The 16,343-nt window shown below is 66.1% G+C and carries 17 protein-coding genes; 14 read left to right on the top strand and 3 right to left on the bottom strand.

Features of this window, described 5'->3' with window-relative positions; all coding sequences use genetic code 11:
* The 4 genes from AC1D0O_RS23380 to pyk all read left to right on the top strand — a co-directional run bounded on the left by AC1D0O_RS23380 (position 1) and on the right by pyk (position 3,943).
* Positions 1–753: an AzlC family ABC transporter permease gene (locus tag AC1D0O_RS23380; RefSeq protein ID WP_477655874.1), complete on the top strand. Its 753-nt coding sequence runs from the start codon at positions 1–3 to the stop codon at positions 751–753.
* Complete coding sequence (locus AC1D0O_RS23385) at positions 750–1,085, top strand: AzlD domain-containing protein (protein ID WP_477655875.1); 336 nt, start codon at positions 750–752, stop codon at positions 1,083–1,085. Before AC1D0O_RS23380 ends, AC1D0O_RS23385 begins: the two co-directional genes overlap by 4 nt.
* Before the next feature lie 116 nt (positions 1,086–1,201).
* Positions 1,202–2,395, top strand: a complete 1,194-nt coding sequence (locus tag AC1D0O_RS23390; protein WP_477655876.1) for a phosphoglycerate kinase — start codon at positions 1,202–1,204, stop codon at positions 2,393–2,395.
* A gap of 114 nt (positions 2,396–2,509) precedes the next feature.
* Complete coding sequence (gene pyk / locus AC1D0O_RS23395) at positions 2,510–3,943, top strand: pyruvate kinase (protein WP_477655877.1); 1,434 nt, start codon at positions 2,510–2,512, stop codon at positions 3,941–3,943.
* 207 nt (positions 3,944–4,150) lie between these two features.
* Here the strand turns inward: pyk and AC1D0O_RS23400 are convergent, their stop codons facing one another.
* Entirely contained in the window at positions 4,151–4,894 is a 744-nt protein-coding gene (locus AC1D0O_RS23400; protein WP_477655878.1) for a phosphatase PAP2 family protein, read from the bottom strand.
* A gap of 128 nt (positions 4,895–5,022) precedes the next feature.
* Between AC1D0O_RS23400 and AC1D0O_RS23405 the strand changes: the two genes are divergently transcribed.
* The 5 genes from AC1D0O_RS23405 to AC1D0O_RS23425 all read left to right on the top strand — a co-directional run bounded on the left by AC1D0O_RS23405 (position 5,023) and on the right by AC1D0O_RS23425 (position 9,699).
* Positions 5,023–5,718: a response regulator gene (locus AC1D0O_RS23405; protein ID WP_477655879.1), complete on the top strand. Its 696-nt coding sequence runs from the start codon at positions 5,023–5,025 to the stop codon at positions 5,716–5,718.
* A complete protein-coding gene (locus AC1D0O_RS23410) occupies positions 5,715–7,052 on the top strand; it encodes a histidine kinase dimerization/phospho-acceptor domain-containing protein (RefSeq protein WP_477655880.1) in 1,338 nt (445 codons plus the stop codon). Before AC1D0O_RS23405 ends, AC1D0O_RS23410 begins: the two co-directional genes overlap by 4 nt.
* Positions 7,053–7,197: 145 nt before the next feature.
* A complete protein-coding gene (gene fba / locus AC1D0O_RS23415) occupies positions 7,198–8,262 on the top strand; it encodes a class II fructose-bisphosphate aldolase (protein WP_477655881.1) in 1,065 nt (354 codons plus the stop codon).
* 113 nt (positions 8,263–8,375) lie between these two features.
* Positions 8,376–9,284 (top strand): phosphoribosylaminoimidazolesuccinocarboxamide synthase, encoded by a 909-nt coding sequence (locus AC1D0O_RS23420; protein ID WP_477655882.1) that lies wholly within the window; start codon positions 8,376–8,378, stop codon positions 9,282–9,284.
* Between the two features lie 25 nt (positions 9,285–9,309).
* Complete coding sequence (locus AC1D0O_RS23425; RefSeq protein WP_477655883.1) at positions 9,310–9,699, top strand: hypothetical protein; 390 nt, start codon at positions 9,310–9,312, stop codon at positions 9,697–9,699.
* Positions 9,700–9,706: 7 nt separating this feature from the next.
* Here the strand turns inward: AC1D0O_RS23425 and trxA are convergent, their stop codons facing one another.
* Complete coding sequence (gene trxA, locus AC1D0O_RS23430; protein WP_477655884.1) at positions 9,707–10,600, bottom strand: thioredoxin; 894 nt, start codon at positions 10,598–10,600, stop codon at positions 9,707–9,709.
* A 180-nt stretch (positions 10,601–10,780) separates the two neighbouring features.
* On the opposite strand from trxA, the gene purE reads away from it, so the two are divergent.
* From purE to AC1D0O_RS23455, 5 genes are read left to right on the top strand one after another with little or no spacing between them, the layout of a single operon-like run.
* On the top strand, positions 10,781–11,290 hold the full coding sequence (gene purE, locus AC1D0O_RS23435; protein ID WP_477655885.1) for a 5-(carboxyamino)imidazole ribonucleotide mutase: 510 nt from the start codon (positions 10,781–10,783) through the stop codon (positions 11,288–11,290).
* Positions 11,287–12,528 (top strand): 5-(carboxyamino)imidazole ribonucleotide synthase, encoded by a 1,242-nt coding sequence (locus tag AC1D0O_RS23440; RefSeq protein WP_477655886.1) that lies wholly within the window; start codon positions 11,287–11,289, stop codon positions 12,526–12,528. Before purE ends, AC1D0O_RS23440 begins: the two co-directional genes overlap by 4 nt.
* A 9-nt stretch (positions 12,529–12,537) precedes the next feature.
* Positions 12,538–13,536: an L-threonylcarbamoyladenylate synthase gene (locus tag AC1D0O_RS23445; RefSeq protein WP_477655887.1), complete on the top strand. Its 999-nt coding sequence runs from the start codon at positions 12,538–12,540 to the stop codon at positions 13,534–13,536.
* Positions 13,537–13,578: 42 nt separating this feature from the next.
* Positions 13,579–15,129 carry a hypothetical protein gene (locus AC1D0O_RS23450; protein ID WP_477655888.1) on the top strand — a complete coding sequence of 517 codons (1,551 nt, stop codon included), beginning with the start codon at positions 13,579–13,581 and terminating at the stop codon, positions 15,127–15,129.
* 42 nt (positions 15,130–15,171) lie between these two features.
* A complete protein-coding gene (locus tag AC1D0O_RS23455; RefSeq protein ID WP_477655889.1) occupies positions 15,172–15,795 on the top strand; it encodes a LysE family translocator in 624 nt (207 codons plus the stop codon).
* Between the two features lie 9 nt (positions 15,796–15,804).
* Here AC1D0O_RS23455 and cutA read toward each other — a convergent pair whose 3' ends face one another.
* A complete protein-coding gene (cutA, locus tag AC1D0O_RS23460; RefSeq protein WP_477655890.1) occupies positions 15,805–16,188 on the bottom strand; it encodes a divalent-cation tolerance protein CutA in 384 nt (127 codons plus the stop codon).
* Positions 16,189–16,343 lie beyond the last annotated feature (155 nt).

The raw sequence follows: 16,343 nt of genomic DNA on the forward strand, positions 1-16,343 counted from the left end.
GTGAAGACATTGTTCAAGCATCCGGAGTTCCGGGTGGGCGCCAGCGAACTCGCGGCCGTGGCGCCCGGCATTGCCGCCTGGGGCCTGATGACGGGCGTGGCCATGGCCAAGTCGGGCATGAGCCTGATCGAGGTGCTGCTCATGGCCATCCTGGTGTTCGCCGGCAGCTCGCAGCTGGCGGCCCTTCCGCTCATTGTGGCCGGCGCCCCCATGTGGGTGATCCTGGCGACCTCGTTTTGCGTCAACCTGCGTTTCATGGTTTTCAGCGCCCACCTGCGTCCCTATGTGATGCACCAGAGCCTGTGGCGGCGCCTGGTCTATGGCTACGGCATGGCGGACCTCAACTACGTGCTGTTCACCAAGCGCTTTCCGCACCCTTCCACCGATCCGCTGGTCATCCGGGGGCAAGAGGCCTACTGGGCGGGCAGTTGCGGGGTCAGCTGGGTCAGCTGGGTCGGCGCCAGCCTGCTCGGCATCGCGCTGGCCAATTCCATCCCGCTGTCCTGGGGGCTGGGCTTCGCCGGCATCCTGGCCTTGCTGGGCATCATGTGCTCGCTGGCCACCACCCGGTTGCGCGTGGTGTCGGCCGGCATCGCCGGCGCGGCCGCCGTGGCCACCTTTGCCCTGCCGCTCAAGCTCAACATCCTGGTGGGCATCGCCGCAGCGGTGGCCGTCTGCCTGCTGCTGGAAAAACCGGTGCCGGCCAAGCCCGCCGCGCCCGCACCCGCCCCCGGAACCGGAGATGCCGCATGAACCAGACCGACCTCTGGACCGTGGCCACCATCCTCGGCATGACGGCGATCACCGTCCTCACGCGCTGTTTCTTTTTCCTGTCGGACAAACCCTGGACCCTGCCGGCCTGGGCCCAGCGCGGCCTGCACTACGCGCCTATCGCCGCGCTGGCCGCGGTCATCGTGCCGGAAATGGTGATGACCCAGGGCCACCTGATCGCCACCTGGAAGGACGCGCGCCTGTTTGCCGTCGTCGCGGGCACGGCCTGGTACTACTGGCGCCACGGCGTGCTGGGCACCATCCTGGCCGGCATGGCGGTCTACCTGCCGCTGCACATAGCCCTCGGCTGGTAGGTAAGCAAACGCAAAGGCGCCTCGCGACCGGGTTTCCAGGAAAAGCGCCCGCCTACAATTGCGGCAGCTCAGGCCGGCACCGGCCTGAAGATCCACTTCCCTTGCGAGCCGTTTCCATGAATTTCATCCGTTTCTCCGACCTGTGCGCCAGCGGCAAAGTTGCCGGCAAGCGCGTGTTCATCCGTGCCGACCTCAATGTGCCGCAGGACGACGCCGGCAACATCACCGAAGACACGCGCGTGCGCGCCTCCATCCCCTGCATCCAGATGGCGCTGGACGCCGGCGCTGCCGTCATGGTGACCTCCCACCTCGGGCGGCCGGTGGAAGGCGAATTCAAGCCGGCCGACTCGCTGGCGCCCGTGGGCAAGCGTCTGGGTGAGTTGATGAAGCGCGAAGTGCCCGTGGTATCCAACTGGGTCGACGGCGTGGACGTCAAACCCGGCCAGCTGGTGCTGCTTGAGAACTGCCGCCTCAACAAGGGCGAGAAGAAGAACAGCGAAGAGCTGGCGCGCAAGATGGCCGCGCTCTGCGATATTTTTGTGCACGATGCTTTCGGCACCGCGCACCGCGCCGAAGCCTCCACCTACGGCATCGCGCAGTACGCTCCCATAGCCAGCGCCGGCCCGCTGCTGGCGGCTGAAATGGACGCGATTTCCAAGGCGCTGTCCAGCCCGCGCCGGCCGCTGGTGGCCATCGTGGCCGGCAGCAAGGTGTCGACCAAGCTCACCATCCTCAAATCGCTGGCCGCCAATGTCGACCAGCTCATCGTGGGCGGCGGCATCGCCAACACCTTCATGCTGGCCGCCGGCCTGAACATCGGCAAAAGCCTGGCCGAAGCCGACCTGCTGGCTGAAGCCAAGGCTGTGATCGAGGCCATGAAGGCGCGCGGCGCCGAAGTGCCCATCCCGACCGACGTGGTCACCGCCAAGGCCTTTGCCGCCGACGCGCTGGCCACCGTCAAGGCCGCCACCGAAGTCGCCGACGACGACCTGATCCTCGACATCGGCCCGCAAACCACCGCACGGCTGGCCGCGCAGCTCAAGGCCGCCGGCACCATTGTCTGGAACGGCCCTGTCGGCGTCTTCGAGTTCGACGCCTTCGCCAAAGGCACCGAAGGCATCGCGCGCGCCATCGCCGAAAGCAGCGCGTTCTCGATCGCCGGCGGTGGCGACACGCTGGCCGCGATTGCCAAGTACGGCATCGAAAAGCAGGTGGGCTATATCTCCACCGGCGGCGGCGCTTTCCTCGAAGTGCTGGAAGGCAAGACCCTGCCGGCCTTCGAGATTCTGCAGAAACGCGCTGCGGGCTGAGCGCTTTCGCTGTCTGCGACAGGGGCTGTAATGGCCCCGGCGGCCAAATTGGTAACGCCTCCGTAACTGTTTCCGTGTGAAAATCGGAAACTAAATTACATGGAGACATTCCCTATGCCGCGTCGCGCCACCAAGATCGTTGCCACCCTCGGACCCGCCTCCAGCGACCCCGCACTGCTGGAGAAAATGATCCGCGCCGGCGTCAACGTGGTGCGCCTGAACTTCAGCCACGGCACCGCCCAGGACCATGTGGACCGGGCCAAGCTGGTGCGCGAAGCCGCCCAGCGCGCCGGCCGTGAAGTCGCCATCATGGCCGACCTGCAGGGCCCCAAGATCCGCGTCGGCAAGTTCGCCGAAGGCAAGGTCCAGCTGGAGCCCGGCGAGAAATTTGTGCTCGACGCCTCCCGCACCGAGCCCGGCGACCTGAGGGGCGTCGGCCTGGACTACAAGGAACTGCCGCGCGACGTCAAAGCCGGCGATGTGCTGCTGCTCAACGACGGCCTGATCGTGCTCACCGTCGACGTGGTGCGCGGCGAAGAAGTGCACACCACCGTCAAGCTGGGCGGCGAGCTGTCCAACAACAAGGGCATCAACAAGCAGGGCGGCGGCCTGACAGCCCCGGCGCTGACCGCCAAGGACATGGAAGACATCAAGACGGCCATGAGTTTCCAGGCCGACTACGTCGCCGTGAGCTTCCCCAAAAACGCCACCGACATGGAAATGGCGCGCCAGCTCTGCAACGTGGCCGCCGCGCCCTACAAACACAAGCCCGGCCTGATCGCCAAGATCGAACGCGCCGAAGCCATTCCCAAGCTCGAGGAAATCCTGCGCGTCAGCGACGGCATCATGGTGGCCCGCGGCGACCTGGCCGTGGAAGTCGGCAATGCCGCCGTGCCGGCGTTGCAAAAACGCATGATCAAGATGGCGCGCGCCGGCGACAAGGTCGTCATCACCGCCACGCAGATGATGGAGTCCATGATCGTCAACCCGGTGCCCACGCGTGCCGAGGTCAGCGACGTCGCCAACGCGGTGCTGGACGGCACCGACGCGGTGATGCTCAGCGCCGAAACCGCCGCCGGCAAGTACCCGCTGGAGACCGTCGAGGAAATGGCCAAGATCTGCGAGGAAGCCGAAAAAGCCGAATACAAAGAACTCGAAGGCGATTTCTCGGGCAAGACCTTCAGCCGCATCGACCAGTCCATCGCCATGGGCGCGCTGTTCACCGCGCACCACTTGGGCGCCAAGGCCATCGTCGCGCTGACCGACAGCGGCTCCACCCCGCTGTGGATGAGCCGCCACGACATCCGCGTGCCGATTTACGCGCTCACGCCGCGCCTGGCCACGCAGCGCAAGATGGCGCTATACCGCAATGTGCGCCCGTTGCTGATGGACACCAGCGCCGACCGCGACACCGCCCTCGAACAGGCCGAAGGCCATCTCTTGCGCCGCAACATCGTGCAAAGCGGCGACGTGTACGCCATCACCTGCGGCGAGCCCATGGGCGCGCCGGGTGGCACCAATATGCTCAAAATCTGCAGAGTGGCCTAAAAATATGGCCCCCACGGTCGCTCACTTCGTGTAGCTCCCGAGGCCTTGCAGGCCGCGGCTCGCGAGACGCTCGCCTCTGTCGCCTGTCCAAACCTGCTCAAGCAGGTTTGGAGCCGCAGGCTCCAGCCCCTCGGGGGCCGCTGCGCCTGCGGTCCGGCAAAGCCGGTCCCGCGGCCCCTGCTGGGTTAAGAGCCCCGCGCCAGGGATCTACGGCTTCAGTGTTGCGAGGGCGGGCGCCTGTGCCTGAGCCGGTGACGGCCTTTGTGAAAGCATCTGGCTGACGATGTTGTCCACCAGGGCGGCCGAGGCCCAGCACAGCCAGGCGGTCCAGAGCGTGTGGCTCATATAGTGGGCGCCGCGCACCTGCTGTGCCAGGCCCAGCACCAGACCTGCCAGCAATGCACCGGCCAGCCAGCGTTGCGCCGTCCGGGGCAGGGTGTGGCGGAACGCAAAAAATCCACCGATAAAAGCAAAGCCCGCCGAAGCGTGGCCGGCCGGAAAGCAGCCGCCGCTGCCGCCGTCGTGCACGCCCCAGGCCCAGTGCGATACATAGGCCACCGTGCCCCCGAACTCATGCAGTTCCCAGGGGCAGCTCGTCAGGCTGTGCAGCTTGAGGGTGGTGACCACCAGCAGCGACACCAGTGTGGTCAGCGCCAATTGCACACGCCGCTCCACGGCCAGCAGGCGCAGGGCGCCGAAAGGCCGCGCGACGGCCGCCAGCAGCGCCAGCTCCGCTCCCCAGGGCAGCCAGCGGATGTCGTCGTGCAGCGTGCCGCGCCAGAACCAGTGGTCTTGCATGGCAAAGCCGGTAGCGGAGCCGAACCAGCGCGCCATTCCCAGATCCAGGCCTGAATGATCCCAGGCCAGCAGGAACGCGAGGCTGAACAGCGTCGCCAGGAAAATCCGGGATATAAGAGAGGTGCTGTCGCCAGCGGAAGGGAAGGCGGTCATGGGAGTCTTGCGGGAGTGGCGCGGGCAGGGGAAGCCGCAAGATATCGGGGGTGTCTTAACTCATCCTTAAGGCCTTGCAGGTGGCTGCGAAAGCTCCCGCTGCCGTCCGAAGCGCCGACAATGGCTTCATGCGAATCCTGGTGGTGGAAGACGACGCCGGCATCGCCCTGGGCCTGCGGACCAACCTGCAGCAGCGGGGCTATGCGGTCGATGCCTGCGCCAGCATGACCTCGGCATGGACGGCTCTGTCCAGTGAGCCCTTTGACCTGGTTCTGCTGGACCTGGGCCTGGTGGATGGCGACGGCGGCGACCTGCTGCTGCAGCTTCGGCATGCCCGCGCGGGCGCGCCCGGGGCGCTGCCCGACCCGCTGACGCCGGTGCTCATCATGACCGCGCGCGACCAGGTCGCCGACCGCATTTCGGGCCTCAATCTCGGCGCCGACGACTACTTGGTCAAGCCCTTCGACCTGGATGAACTCGAGGCGCGCATGCGCGCGCTGCTACGGCGCGCGGCGGGCCGCGCCCACCCGCTGCTGGTCCACGGCGAGCTGGTGATAGACCCGGCGGCCCGCACCGTGCTGCGCGCGGGTGCCGCCGTTGAGCTGGCGCCGCGTGAGTTCGCCCTGCTGCTCCTGCTGCTGGAGTCGCGCGGCCGGGTGCTGTCGCGCCAGCAGCTCGAAGCGCGCCTTTACAACTGGCAGGACGCCGTCGGCAGCAACGCGGTCGAGGTGCATGTGCACCACCTGCGGCGCAAGCTGGGCGAGGGCCTGATCCAGACCATGCGCGGCGTCGGTTATTTCATTCCGCGGGAGGGCGGCGCGTGAAGCCGGTTGTGCGTCCGCAGGCTTCGCTCACGCGCCGCCTTCTGCTGTGGGTGCTGGCGGCCTTGCTGCTGGTGTGGGCCGGTTTCGTGGCAGTGGGTTACAGGACAGGCGTTCATGAGGCGGGCGAACTGACCGACGGACACCTGGCCGGCACGGCGACGCTCATGCTCAACCTGGACCTGCCGCCTTTTGTGGATGCCGCGCGGGAAACCGCCCGCCCCGTCCTTCCCGCGCTCAAGAGCCACGACTACCAGCCTTCGCTCAGCGTGCTGGTGCGCGACGCCGGTGGCCGGCTGCTGGCCCGCTCGGGCGATGCACCCCTGCCGCCGTTCAGTGGGCAGGCCGGTTTCGCCGACCTGGAGCTCGGCACGCCGCCGGCCACCTGGCGCAGTTTTTCGCAGTGGGATGCCTCGCACACGCGGCAGGTGATGGTGTTGGTGCGTGCCGACGAGCGCGATGAAATGGCCGCCGACGTCGCCGGCCAGCTGGCCGAGCCCGGCTTGTGGCTGCTGCCGGTGGTGGCGCTTGCGCTGGGCGCGGCCATCTGGCGCGGCCTGCGGCCGCTGCAGGCGTTGTCACGCGACGTGGCTGAGCTTGAGGTGGACAAGGCCGAGCGGCTCGAGGCCCGCCATCCCTACCGCGAGTTCAACTCGGTCGTGCGTTCCATCAACACGCTGGTGGGCCAGCAACAGGATTCGCTGGAGCGCGAGCGCCAACTCGCCAGCGAGGTGGCGCACGAGTTGCGCACGCCGTTGGCTTCCATCGCCCTGCAGGCGGCCTCGCTGCGAGGCGAGCTCCCGCCCCCCGCGCGGGAGCAGGCGCTGGCGCAGATAGGCACCGACGCGATGCGCGCCGGGCACGTCATCGCCCAGCTGCTTTCGCTGGCGCGGGCCAGCCGCGGCGACCTGCAGCAGCAAATGCAGCGCCTGGACCTGGGTGCCCTGGCCGGGCAGGTAGTCGCCGGCTACGCGCAGGCCTCCTGGGAAAGCGGGCACACGCTCAGCGTGCAGGGCGAGGACGGGCTCGAGGTGCAGGCCCATCCGCTCTTGCTGGAGCTGGCCCTGCGCAACCTCGTCGATAACGCGCTGCAGCACACGGCCCGGGGCACGGCCGTCTGTGTCCAGTGGGGCCGTGACGGCAGCGGCGCGTGGCTGCAGGTCTGCGATGACGGCCAGGCTCGTCCGAGTGCCGCGGCGCCTTCCGGCGAAAGGCTGGGCCTGGGCCACAAAATCGTGAGTCGCGTGATGGACGTGCACGGTGGCCGGTTTGCGCAGACACCCGCGCCTGCGTCTTTTACACGGTGTTACCGCATGGTTCTGCCGCTAACTCCTTGAATAAACGGTCTTTACGCAGCCGTTAGAATGAGGGCCTCGGTTACTTCGCGGTTACGGCCCGTCCAGGCAGCCCTCGTGCTGTGCGGCCTCCGTTGGGAACCCGCCTTTTTCTGGCAGCGTTTTTAACTTTCTGGGGATTTTGATCATGGCACTCGTTTCGATGCGCGAGCTGCTGGACCATGCGGCAGTCAACGGCTACGGCATTCCGGCTTTTAACGTCAACAACCTCGAGCAGGTGCAAGCCGTCATGGAAGCGGCCAAGGAAACCGGCGCACCGGTGATCCTGCAAGCCAGCGCCGGCGCGCGCAAATATGCCGGCGAACCCTTCATCAAGCACCTGATCCAGGCGGCCATCGAGATGTACCCCAACATCCCGCTGGTCATGCACCAGGACCACGGCCAGAACCCCGACGTCTGCCAGGGCGCTATCGACCTCGGTTTTTCGTCGGTGATGATGGACGGCTCGCTGGAAGCCGATGGCAAGACCATCGCCAGCTACGACTACAACGTCGAAGTGACAAAAAAGGTCTCGCAGCTGGCCCACAAATACGGCGTCACCGTGGAAGGCGAACTCGGCTGCCTCGGTTCCCTGGAAACCATGAAGGGCGACAAGGAAGACGGCCACGGCACCGATGCGACCATGACGCGCGAGCAGCTGCTGACCGACCCCGAGCAAGCCGCCGACTTCGTCAAGCGCACGCAGATCGACGCGCTGGCCATTGCCATCGGCACCAGCCACGGCGCCTACAAATTCACCCGCAAGCCCACCGGCGACATCCTGGCCATCGACCGCATCAAGGAAATCCACAAGCGCATTCCGAGCACCCACCTGGTGATGCACGGCTCCTCCTCGGTGCCGCAGGAATTGCTGGCCCTGATCCGCCAGTACGGCGGCAACATGAAGGAAACCTACGGCGTGCCGGTCGAGGAAATCCAGGAAGCCATCAAGCACGGTGTGCGCAAGATCAACATCGACACCGACATCCGCTTGGCCATGACCGCCGCCGTGCGCAAGTTCCTGGCCGAGAACCCTGAAAAGTTCGACGCCCGCGAATGGCTCAAGCCCGCGCGCGAAGCCGCCAAGCAGGTCTGCAAGCAGCGCTACATCCAGTTCGGCTGCGAAGGCCAGGGCGCCAAGATTAAGGGCGACACCCTGCAGGTCGTGGCCGCCAAATACGCCAAGGGCGAATTGGCCCAGGTCGTCCATTAAGACGGCGTGAATAAACCCGCCAACCACCCGCGCGGATTGGCGATAATTCAAAGCCCGCGGACTCTTGCGAGTCGCGGGCTTTTTACTTTGATACCTCTCCCATGCCTCCCACCATGACCCAAGCACTCCATACCTCCGCCCTGACTTCCCTGCCACTGCTTGCGCGCGGCAAGGTGCGCGATAACTATGCCGTGGGCAAGGACAGGCTGCTGATGGTGGCCAGCGACCGGCTCAGCGCCTTCGACGTCATCCTCGGCGAGCCGATTCCCGGCAAGGGCGCGCTGCTCACGCAGATGGCGCTGTTCTGGTTCGGCAAGCTGGGCCACATCTGCCCCAACCACCTGACCGGCGAATCGCCCGAAAGCGTGGTCACGCCGGCCGAAGTCCCCCAGGTGGTGAACCGCTCCATGCTGGTCAAGCGCCTGAAGCCCATCCCGGTCGAGGCCGTGGTGCGCGGCTACCTGGCCGGCAGCGGCTGGAAGGAATACCAGGAGAGCCAGGCGGTCTGCGGCGTACCCCTGCCCGCGGGCCTGAAAAACGCCGGCAAGCTGCCCGAGCCCATCTTCACGCCGGCCGCCAAGGCCGAAGCCGGCGAACACGACGAGAACATCAGCTACGAGCAGGTGGTCAAGGTGGTCGGCCCCGAGCTTGCCGCGCGGATCAAAAAAATCAGCATAGAGATCTACAGCACCGCTGCCGCCTTCGCGCTGACCAAGGGCATCATCATTGCCGACACGAAATTCGAATTCGGCCTCGACGAGGACGGCACGCTGACGCTGATGGACGAGGTGCTGACGCCCGATTCCTCCCGCTACTGGCCCATCGAAGGCTATGAAGCCGCCTACGCGGCCGGCCAGAACCCGCCCAGCTACGACAAGCAGTTCGTGCGCGACTGGCTGGAAGCCGTGCGCATCAACGGCAAGCCCTGGGACAAGACCCCGCCCTCGCCGCACCTGCCCGCCGACGTGGTCGCCAAGACCGCCGCCAAGTACCAGGAAGCGCTGACCCGGCTGACCGCCTGAAGCGCAGGCCTGGCCCGGCGCCGCGATGGAATTCCTGCTGGAACTGCTGTTCGAGTTTTTCGGTGAGCTGTTTCTGCAGCTCTTTGGCGAGATGTTCGGCGGCGTTTTCAAGACCGTCTGGTATAAGCTGCGCGGCCGCGACCATGAGCTGACCGCGACGCAGGAAGCCGGCTGGTCCGTCATGACCGGCATTGCCGCCGGCGTGTTGACGGTACTGGTCGTGCCTCACCTGGCGATACGCCTGCACTGGCTGCAGATCCTCAACCTGCTGCTGGCGCCCGTGGTGGCGGGCCTGCTGGTCGAACGGCTGCGCGCCTGGCGCGAGTCGCGCCGCGAATTCAGCGTTGAAGTAGCCGGCTACGCAGCGCTGTTTGGTTTTGCCTTCGCCCTGACCCGCTGGTTTTTTGGCTCATGAGCCGGGCTTAGCTCAGGATCACGCTGCTCAGGCGGCGGCGGTAGGTGGCCACGGTGGGGTCTTCAGGAGGAATCTGCCCGTCGGCGACCTTGGGTTTGGGTGCTTCCATGACGTCGAGGACGGCGATATAGGTCTTGCGGGCGAGGTCCTCGTTCCAGGCCTTATCGCGCATCAGGATTTCCAGCAGTTCGTCGAGCGCGTCGGTCCAGCGCTGCTGCGCCATCAGCCCGCGGGCCTTGTCAAAACGCGCTTCGAAATCGCGCTTGTTGGCGGCGATCCTGGCGTCCAGGCCTGCCGCGGCGCCCGCGCCCTGGGCGGCGGCAAAGTCCATCGCATCCATCCAGCGCTTGAGTGAGTCAAAACGGCGCACCACCGTGGTTTGCGCGATCACCGGTGCAAACGCCACCTTGGCGTCGTCCTCGCGGCCCATCTGCAGCAGCAGCTTCACGTAGTCGAAACGTGCGTTGTCGTCGGCCGGGTTGGCGGCCACCGCGTGCTGCAATTTTTCGAGTACGGCGGCAGGATCGGTGCTTTCTTCCTCGAGCGCCAGTTCCTGCTCCCCGGCCAGTTCGTCCGCCGGCGGCAGGTGCTTGTCGAGGAATTCCTTGACCTTGCCTTCGGGCAGGGCGCCGGCAAAGCCGTCCACCGGCTGGCCGTTCATCATCAGGATGCAGGTCGGGATGCTGCGGATGCCGAAGGCCGCGCCCAGCTGCTGCTCCTGGTCGGAATCTATCTTCACGAGCTTGAAGCGCCCGGCGTATTCCACTTCGACTTTTTCCAGAATCGGGCCCAGCGACTTGCAGGGGCCGCACCACGGCGCCCAGAAGTCGATCAGCACGGGGGTGGTCATGGAAGCGGCAACGACTTCCGCTTCGAAATTGGCAATGGTGACGTCTATCATGATTCAGTGAAAAATGGGGCTGGAATAAGGGGTTTCAACCGCCGCGGCGCGGCCGGTGTCGCCCGGGAGCAGGCCCAAACGATAGCATGCAGGCCCCTTTGCCGCCGTCCGCCCGCCTGACCCTTAAAATCAGGGGTTACGGGCGAACGGCCTGCAAACCCCAAGACCCAGAAGGTCCCAATGACGACGACAAATAATACGGCCGCCCCCCTGGTTGGCGTGGTGATGGGCTCCAGCAGCGACTGGGAGACCATGCAGCACGCGGTGCAGATCCTCACCCAGTTCGGTGTGGCGCATGAAGCCCGCGTGGTATCGGCCCACCGCATGCCCGACGAACTCTTTGCCTATGCCGAAGGCGCCCAGGGACGCGGCCTGCAGGCCATCATCGCCGGCGCCGGCGGCGCAGCCCACCTGCCTGGCATGCTGGCCGCCAAAACGGCCGTGCCCGTGCTGGGCGTGCCGGTGGCCAGCAAGTACCTGCAGGGAGTCGATTCGCTGCACAGCATCGTGCAGATGCCCAAAGGCATTCCCGTCGCGACTTTCGCCATCGGCAACGCTGGCGCGGCCAATGCGGCCCTGTTCGCCGTCGCCGTGCTGGCCCTGCACGACAAGGCGCTGGCCGCCAAGCTGCAGGCCTTCCGCGCAGAGCAGACCGCCGCCGCGCATGCCATGACCCTGCCGCCCGCATGAGCCTTCCTTCCGGTCTCCCCGTTTTCCCCGGCACCGTTTCCGCTTCCGGCCAGCCCGCCACGCTGGGCGTGATGGGCGGCGGCCAGCTGGGCCGCATGTTTGTGCACGCCGCGCAGCGCCTGGGCTATTTCACCGCGGTGCTGGACCCCGACGCGCAAAGCCCCGCGGGCCTGGTGAGCCACCACCACATCCAGACCGGCTACGGCGACGAACAGGGGCTCAAGCAACTGGCCGCGCTGTGCGCCGCCATCACCACCGAATTTGAAAACGTGCCTGCCGCCGCGTTGCAGGCGCTGGCCGCCAGCCGCCCCGTGGCGCCGGGCGCCGCCGCCGTCGCCATTGCGCAGAACCGCATCGAGGAAAAATCGCACTTCACCGCCAGCGCCGCCGAATCCGGCGTGCTGGCCGGCGTCAGCTGCGCGCCTTATGCGGTAATTGAAACGCAGGTGCAACTCGAAGCTGTTCCCGCGGACCTGCTGCCCGGCATCCTGAAAACCGCGCGCATGGGCTACGACGGCAAGGGCCAGGTCCGCGTCAAAAATGCGGCCGAACTCGCCGCCGCCTGGGCCGGCCTGAATCAGGCTCCTTGCGTGCTCGAAAAAATGCTGCCGCTCAAGGCCGAGTGCTCGGTCATCGTGGCGCGCGGCTGGGACGGCCGCGTTGTGGGCTTCGCGCCCCAGCGCAATGTGCACGTAGCCGGCATCCTGGCCGTCACCCAGGCGTACGAGGGCAATATGCCCGCGGCCCTGGCGCAACGCGCGCTGGCGGCCACCCACACCATCGCCTACCACGTCGGCTACGTCGGCGTGCTTTGCGTCGAGTTCTTCCTGGTTGACGACGGCAGTGCCGACGGCGCGCTGGTCGTCAATGAAATGGCGCCGCGCCCGCACAACAGCGGCCACTACACGATGGACGCCTGCGACGTCTCGCAGTTCGACCTGCAGGTGCATGCCATGGCCGGCCTGCCGTTGCCGCAGCCGCGCCAGCATTCGCCGTCCATCATGCTGAACCTGCTGGGGGACGTGTGGCTGGACGCGCAAGGCCAGGCCCGCACACCCGACTGGCAGGCCGTGCTGGCCCTGCCCGGCACGCACCTGCACCTTTACGGCAAAACCGAAGCACGCGCCGGCCGAAAGATGGGCCACCTCAACATCACCGGTGCCGACGTCGCCGCCGTCAAGGCCACGGCACGCCAGGCGGCGGCCATCCTGGGGCTGCCCGGGCTTGAAGACATCTGATCGACGCCAATGATTTTGTCCGGCACCGACCCGCAGGCCCTTGCTGAGGCCGCCCGCCGCATCCAGGCCGGAGAGCTTGTCGGCTTCCCGACCGAAACGGTGTACGGCCTGGGCGCCGACGCGTCCAGCGACGCCGCCGTCGCCGGGATTTTTGCGGCCAAGGGCCGGCCCGCCGACCACCCGCTCATCGTGCATGTGGCCGACGCCGCGCAAGTGAATGATTACGCCACCGGCGTGCCGCCGTTTGCCGCGAAGCTGATCAAGGCATTCTGGCCCGGGCCGCTCACCGTGATCCTGCCGCGCAAGCCCGGCGTGGCCGCCGCCGCGGCCGGCGGCCAGGATTCCATCGGCCTGCGCTGCCCCTCGCACCCGGTCGCGCTGGCTTTCCTCAAGGCCTGCAACACCGGCGTCGCCGGCCCCAGCGCCAACCGTTTCGGCCGCGTCAGCCCCACCACCGCGCAGCATGTGCAGCAGGAATTCGGTGACAGCCTGCTGGTGCTGGACGGCGGGCCCTGCGACGTCGGCATCGAGTCCAGCATCGTCGACTGCACGCGCGGCCGGCCCGTGTTGTTGCGTCCGGGCGTGCTCACGCGCGCGCAGCTTGAGGCTGCCTGCGGCGAAGCCGTGCTGGGCAAGGACGAGTTCGAGCAGGAGGCCCTGGGCCTGGTTGGCGATGCGCCGCGCGCCTCCGGCACGCTGGAGGCGCATTACGCCCCTGACGCCAAGCTGCGCCTGATGGACGCCGGGCCGATCCAGACCGCACTCGATTTGCTGGGCGCCGAAGCCGCCCACATCGCGGTCTATGCCCGCAGCATCGTGCGCATCAAGTCCGAGCAGGTGCTGTACCGCCGCATGCCCGACGACGCGCTGGCCACTGCCCAGCAGCTGTTCGCCGTGCTGCGCGATTTCGACGCCAAAGGCGTCAAGCTGATCTGGGTGGAGAATCCGCCGCCGGATGCTGAATGGGACGGCGTGCGCGACCGGCTGGGTCGCGCTGCCGCGAGCTGAGACGATTCAAGTTTGCCTGAACAATCATAGAAAGTCGGTATCTTGAAACAACCAGCTTCGCAGCCCCCTTTGGGCATCGTGACCGCGAATGCTTCGCAAGCGGATCTGTGGCCAAAATTCTGGCGCATGGCAGCCTTGGTGGTCATCTTCGCCGCGGTGGCCTTCATCAGCGTCGCGCCCCAGGTGTCCAATGACTTCTGGCTGCAGGCAAAGGTGGGGGAGATCATTGCCCGGGATCACGTCATTCCGAAAACCATTTTGTTTCCCTTTACGGAAATACGCGATGCGCGTTTTAACGCGCACGAATGGTTGCCGTCGCTGATGTTCTACTGGCTTATCAATCTCGTTGGCGAGGATGGGCTGCCCCTGGTCATGGGCGTCGCCGGACTCGCGCTGTTCTCCCTCATGGCCTGGCTTGCCTATCGACGCAGTGACAAAAACTTGCCGATCGCCCTGCTGTTGGGGTTTTTGGCTGTTGGGGTGGAAAACCAGCGCCATTTCCTGCGCCCTGAACTGGTTTCGCTATTCCTTCTTGGGTTCTATTGGCTTTTGCTGGAGGCGTGCCGCCGGAAGCCGCAGGTGCTGGCGTGGATGGGCGCCTTGCTGGTGGTCGTTCTTTGGGCCAATACCCATGGCTCTTTTATCTTCGCGCCGATTATCGCGGCGATCTATGCGGTGGGCCTGTGGGTGGATGGGCGCAAGGCGGCGGCCTCGGGGGATTTACGCCAGAAACAGCTTCCGAAAGCATTCGCAATCTTCGCCATTGCCGCCCTGGCCGCGACCCTGGTCAACCCCGCCGGCCCGGAACTCCTGCGGTTTGTGGTTGACTTCGGCCACAGCGATACGAAGGTGATGGTCAATGAATGGTTGCCGACTTTTGCCCCAGGTTGGGAAGGGCTGCCCGGTGTATGGATTGGGGCTGGGTGTGTTGTCGTGACCGGGGCGGTGATGTTGTTTCAATGGCGCAAGCTCGGTGCCGTGGATGCGCTGATGTTCCTGATGTTCCTGATCCTGGCGCTCACGACAGTCCGGTTTCTCGTATATGTGGGCATGGTCTCGGCATTTGTGCTTTCCGCACTGGTGCCCAGCGGGGAGCAGGGCGCCGGGACACGGATCCGGGGTTATGCGATTTGCACAGCTGCGGCTGCCCTGGTGTTGGGCTTGGCCTCCCAATTCGGCAACGCCTTCGGCGCCTTTCCGCATCAGGCGTGGGGACCGATGAATCCCAGCTACACCAGTGCCATGGTCAAGAAGTTGAATGCGCCCGACATGAAGGGCAACGTGATCAATTCCTATGACCTCGGGGCGGAACTGGTCTACCGGGCCTATCCGCGGCTTCGCCCCTCGATCGACTCACGCATCGACTCCTATGGGGGTGCCTATACCTTGCTGAACGCGCGCCTGTTTCGCGACGACGCGCTGCTCAGGGAGTTCGTGAAAGATTACGATGTTCGCTATATGCTGCTCAACTGGCAGGATTTCCAGTCCCTGATAAAGCTGCCAAGCTGGACCGGCGGGCGCTGGACCGTCCGGGCCATGGATCATCGAGCCATATTGCTGCAAAGAAGCGACCTGCCTCCGCCTGCGCCTTGACCCGGGACACGCTCTGGCAGAACGACCATTCCAGGACGCACCATGCTTTCCATTCTCGTCACCATCTGGTTCCTCCACGTCGCGGCCATGATGAGTCCCGGGGCCAACGTGCTGCTGGTGTCGCAGCTGGCCGCCAGTGATCGCGCGCGCAGCGCGGTCTTCGCGGCCCTGGGCGTGACGGCGGGGGCCGCCATCTGGTCGCTGTGCGCGGTGCTGGGCGTCAATGCGGTGTTCCAGGTTTTTCCGGGGCTGCGCCTGGCGCTGCAAGTGGCCGGTGGGCTTTACCTGCTTTATGTCGCGAGCCGGCTCTGGCGCTCCGGCGGCGTGGCGCTGGATAGCAGCGGCCCGGCGGTGTCCTCGGCGGCGGCCTTCCGGTTGGGTTTCCTGACCAACATCACCAACCCCAAGTCGGCGCTGTTTTTCGGGAGCGTGTTCGCGGCGTCTTTCCCGGCGGCGCCCAGCGCGGGCCTTCAAGCGGCAGCCGTGGCCATGATCATTGCCAACGCGCTGTGCTGGCACATGCTGCTGGCTTATCTGTTCTCGCGTGAACGCGTGCGGCTCGCATATTCCGGCGCGCGCGTCGCGGCCAACCGCATCGCTTCGGTTGCCGTGGGCGCGCTGGGCCTCGGGCTGCTGGCGGCATCTTTGCGCGAGGCGCGTTCCTAGAAACGGCGCTCAGGGCAGCGCGAATTGTCCCTCGGGCTCAGGGCCCTCCGGCTCATCCGGCCCGCCCCGGCTTCCCTCGTCAATCCACTGCAGGTAAGAGCTTGAACCCGCGATGATCGGGATCTGCACGATTTCGGGCGTCTCATAGCTGTGGTGCGCCCGGATAAAAGACTCCACCGCCCTGAAGCGCGCGGTCCGCGTCTTGACGGACAGGCGCTGCTCGGGCTCGTCGCGCAGCACGCCTTGCCAGCGATAAATACTGCGGATGGCCTCTATCTGAACGCAGGCGCCCAGCCCGGCCTCGACGATCCGGCGGGCCAGTGCCTCGGCTTGCTGCGCCGTGGAAACCGTGGTCAGGACCAGGCAATAGCCGGGTTCGTTGAAGCTTGACATGCCGTGAGCTCCGGTGGGTTGTCGGTATAGACAGACAGAAACTGCGGGAAGCGCGGAAAGTGCCCAAATTTCAGGCATTGTGACGCAGGCCGCGCCAAATGGCGCTCTCGTCTTCCAGCCCCGGCGTCATCAACAGACTTGTCCACAGGCGGCAG

This window comes from Polaromonas sp. P1_F2 (genome assembly GCF_056405735.1).

Excerpts from the sequence above, each read along its gene's own strand:
- AC1D0O_RS23390 (WP_477655876.1), top strand. The coding sequence starts at position 1,202 with ATGAATTTCATCCGTTTCTCCGACCTGTGCGCCAGCGGCAAAGTTGCC.
- AC1D0O_RS23405 (WP_477655879.1), top strand. The coding sequence starts at position 5,023 with ATGCGAATCCTGGTGGTGGAAGACGACGCCGGCATCGCCCTGGGCCTG.
- AC1D0O_RS23445 (WP_477655887.1), top strand. The coding sequence starts at position 12,538 with ATGATTTTGTCCGGCACCGACCCGCAGGCCCTTGCTGAGGCCGCCCGC.
- AC1D0O_RS23400 (WP_477655878.1), bottom strand. The coding sequence starts at position 4,894 with ATGACCGCCTTCCCTTCCGCTGGCGACAGCACCTCTCTTATATCCCGG.
- fba (WP_477655881.1), top strand. The coding sequence starts at position 7,198 with ATGGCACTCGTTTCGATGCGCGAGCTGCTGGACCATGCGGCAGTCAAC.
- AC1D0O_RS23455 (WP_477655889.1), top strand. The coding sequence starts at position 15,172 with ATGCTTTCCATTCTCGTCACCATCTGGTTCCTCCACGTCGCGGCCATG.
- purE (WP_477655885.1), top strand. The coding sequence starts at position 10,781 with ATGACGACGACAAATAATACGGCCGCCCCCCTGGTTGGCGTGGTGATG.
- pyk (WP_477655877.1), top strand. The coding sequence starts at position 2,510 with ATGCCGCGTCGCGCCACCAAGATCGTTGCCACCCTCGGACCCGCCTCC.
- AC1D0O_RS23385 (WP_477655875.1), top strand. The coding sequence starts at position 750 with ATGAACCAGACCGACCTCTGGACCGTGGCCACCATCCTCGGCATGACG.
- trxA (WP_477655884.1), bottom strand. The coding sequence starts at position 10,600 with ATGATAGACGTCACCATTGCCAATTTCGAAGCGGAAGTCGTTGCCGCT.
- AC1D0O_RS23440 (WP_477655886.1), top strand. The coding sequence starts at position 11,287 with ATGAGCCTTCCTTCCGGTCTCCCCGTTTTCCCCGGCACCGTTTCCGCT.
- AC1D0O_RS23420 (WP_477655882.1), top strand. The coding sequence starts at position 8,376 with ATGACCCAAGCACTCCATACCTCCGCCCTGACTTCCCTGCCACTGCTT.
- cutA (WP_477655890.1), bottom strand. The coding sequence starts at position 16,188 with ATGTCAAGCTTCAACGAACCCGGCTATTGCCTGGTCCTGACCACGGTT.
- AC1D0O_RS23425 (WP_477655883.1), top strand. The coding sequence starts at position 9,310 with ATGGAATTCCTGCTGGAACTGCTGTTCGAGTTTTTCGGTGAGCTGTTT.